Here is a 2,814-nt window from a genome sequence, read left to right as displayed (position 1 = left end):
TCATGTAGATATGGGGCGAGACTCGCAGACCTTCCAACTGTCCTACGCGCCGATATTTGACATGAACCAGGAACGATTGCCGCAATATCATCTCGAGGCGCGCCGTATCTACGTCGTCGATGGAAAAAAGGCTCACCGCGCCGAGCGCGTCCGTGTCGAGCGGGGTATGGATGCGCAAACCATCAATGTCAGCGGCGCGCGCAATCCAGTAGCGAGTGAGCGCACTCAGTCTCGCGTGGATGTTCGTTACGCCGATTGCCTGATGAAAGCGAATCGCCGGCTCGATGCCGGCCTGCAATGCCGAGTTGTAAGTCCCGAGATTCCAGTGATCGAATTTGGCGATTCTGTCGGGCGTCGCGTCGAATAGCGCGAGCAATGGCCAGGTCCCGTGAATGCGCTCCCGATTAACGACCAGCATGCCATTGCCGACGGGCGCCCCGAGCCATTTGTGCAGGCTGGTCACAAAGAAATCGCAGCCGAGCAGGCGAACGCTGACGGGTAACTGCGCGAACGATTGCGCCGCGTCAACGATGGTCACGATGCCGTGCTGCCGCGCGAGCGCGATCAGGCGCGCGACAGGCAGCACCCGACCCGTCCAGTGAATCATGTGCGTCAGATGCATGACGCGCGTGGCGGGACGAATCGCGGATGAATACGCGGCGACAATGTCGTCATCGCTTGCCAGAAGATCGAACGTCACGGTATCAACGACGATGCGCTCACGCTCTTCGCGTTGCCGCCAGCCTCCCAATGCACTCGGGTAGTCCCAGGGCGACACAAGCACGCGGTCACCAACCGACAATGGGATGCCGAAGATTGCCACGCTGAGCCCTTCGCTTGCATTCCGATTCAGGGCGACTTCCTCTGGGGAGCAATCGACGAGCGTGGCCAGTATCCGCTTGATGTCTGGAAGCCGTGCATCGAGGGCGCTCCACATGTTGACGTCCGGATTCTTGCTGACGAAACGGTATGCGTCGATGACCGCCTGCTCGACGACCAGCGGGGGCGGACTGACGGCTGCGTTGTTCAGATTGAGTAGCGGACTCTGCGCGGGATATGACTCGCGCACGCGTATCCAATCGACTTCGACGCCTGTTTCGCACGTGGTACGGTCAAACATGTCCGGCTCCGGTTCTAGGTTCGACGCGGCTCTCAGTTGCAAGCCCGAGACAAATTTACCTGGCAACCGGCAGTCTGTGCAGTCATAGTGGCTCTGCAAACCGCATGAACATTGTCTTTTTAGCAGCGTGCGCAGAAGATTGTGCCGCGCTACTGCTCGCGGCGCATCTATTCGCTGTCGCGCTTCTTTATCCGTTGACGACAGCGAGCGGCATGTACGCCAGTCATCTCACCAGGGGAGGCGACCGGCGGTGTTTGTGAAAGTGCCCGTCGGGCCGCTTGCGTCAAGAAGGGCGAGGCGAACGGGTTCTCGTGCGGCATCCTCGACCGATCCGGCTCCGGGAGCATAGTTGCTCAAATCCGTTGCGGTGAACCCTGGACAGACTGCATTGACCTTGATTCCGGTTTCTTCCAGTTCAATGGCAAACGCCTGCGTCACTGCATTGAGCGCTGTTTTCGACGCTTGATAAACGCCGACATACTGCCGGGAGTAATCCGACGGATTGTCCTTCAGGGTTAGGGAACCGCCTGCGCTCGAAACGTTGACGATCCGGCCGGCCGGCGCTTTTCGCAGAAGCGGCAGCATCGCCTGGGTAACGGCGACCACCCCAAACACGTTTGTCTCGAACACCACGCGCATATCGTCAACCGCTGCGCGGCTCACCTTATCTCCGTCTCTCATTTCTTCGACGGACGTTCCCGGCTTGATCGGACGTGAGATCCCGGCGTTGTTGACCAGCACATCGAGACGCCCCAACGTGTCTTCGATCTGTCTCGCCGCGGCGACAATCGACGCCTGATCCGTCACATCGAGCTGGATGGCCTGGGCGTCTGCTCCGACGCTGTTCGCTGCAGTCATGCCCAGGTCCAGCTTGCGTGCCCCGACGAGCACCGTGAAGCCTTCCGACGCAAGATCTTTCGCAATCTGAAGGCCGATTCCCTTGTTGGCCCCGGTAACGAGTGCAACGGGTTTGCTGTGCATGTTTCCTCCGTTCAAAGTGATGGGCGTGAACGAGCCGCTTGCGGTAGAATAAAAGCGGAACGTCGATCCGGTTACAGAACTATACGGAACCATGTTCCGAATAGCAAGGGGAAAACGAATTGGCCATCAAGACGAACGAGTCCACCAGCAGAGCCGCGCCGCGTTCCGTGCGCGCTGACGCCCAGCGCAACATTGAGACGCTCCTGCGAACGGCACTGGCTGTTTTCGAATCTTCGGGGATCGATGCACCGGTGCGCGAGATCGCGCAAAAGGCGGGCGTCGGCATCGGCACGATTTATCGGCACTTTCCGCAGCGCTCGGACCTGGTCGTGGCTGCGCTGTGCAGTGAAGTAGATGCCTGCGCCGATGTTGGCGTCGAACTTGCCGCCACGCGCGGAGCCGACGAGGCGCTAGCAGGATGGGTCGCGCATTACGTGGACTTCGTGACGAAGAGACGCGGTCTGGCTTCCGCTTTGAATTCTGGCGATGCCGCGTTCAAGGCATTGCCGACCTATTTCCTGGAGCGACTTCGCCCTGTCGTTAAGAGTCTCCTTGATGCCGCGTCAGCCGCAGGCGAAATCCGTGAAGGCGTCCAGCCAGACGAACTCTTGTGCGCGGTGGCAGCGCTTTGCGCTCCGATGGAATGTCCCGACCCACCCGATGCCTGGAGGTTGGTGACGCTGTTCCTCGACGGATTGCGCTACGGCGCGAGA

The 2,814-nt window shown here is 60.0% G+C and carries 3 protein-coding genes; 1 reads left to right on the top strand and 2 read right to left on the bottom strand.

Annotated features, from left to right (window positions below; translation table 11 throughout):
• Both EVC45_RS44095 and EVC45_RS44090 read right to left on the bottom strand, forming a co-directional pair.
• The coding region (locus EVC45_RS44095) for an aminotransferase class V-fold PLP-dependent enzyme (RefSeq protein ID WP_129964299.1) at positions 1-1,120 on the bottom strand (1,120 nt) is incomplete at its 3' end.
• Positions 1,121-1,348: 228 nt separating this feature from the next.
• On the bottom strand, positions 1,349-2,101 hold the full coding sequence (locus tag EVC45_RS44090; RefSeq protein ID WP_129964298.1) for an SDR family oxidoreductase: 753 nt from the start codon (positions 2,099-2,101) through the stop codon (positions 1,349-1,351).
• A gap of 119 nt (positions 2,102-2,220) precedes the next feature.
• Here EVC45_RS44090 and EVC45_RS44085 point away from each other — a divergent pair.
• Positions 2,221-2,814, top strand: a 594-nt coding sequence (locus tag EVC45_RS44085) for a TetR/AcrR family transcriptional regulator (RefSeq protein ID WP_129964297.1), incomplete at its 3' end; no start/stop codon positions are given.

It is taken from the genome of Paraburkholderia sp. UYCP14C, from assembly GCF_004197395.1.
In the GTDB taxonomy this organism is placed as follows: Bacteria; Pseudomonadota; Gammaproteobacteria; order Burkholderiales; family Burkholderiaceae; genus Paraburkholderia.
This window is presented reverse-complemented; position numbering and strand designations above follow the sequence as displayed.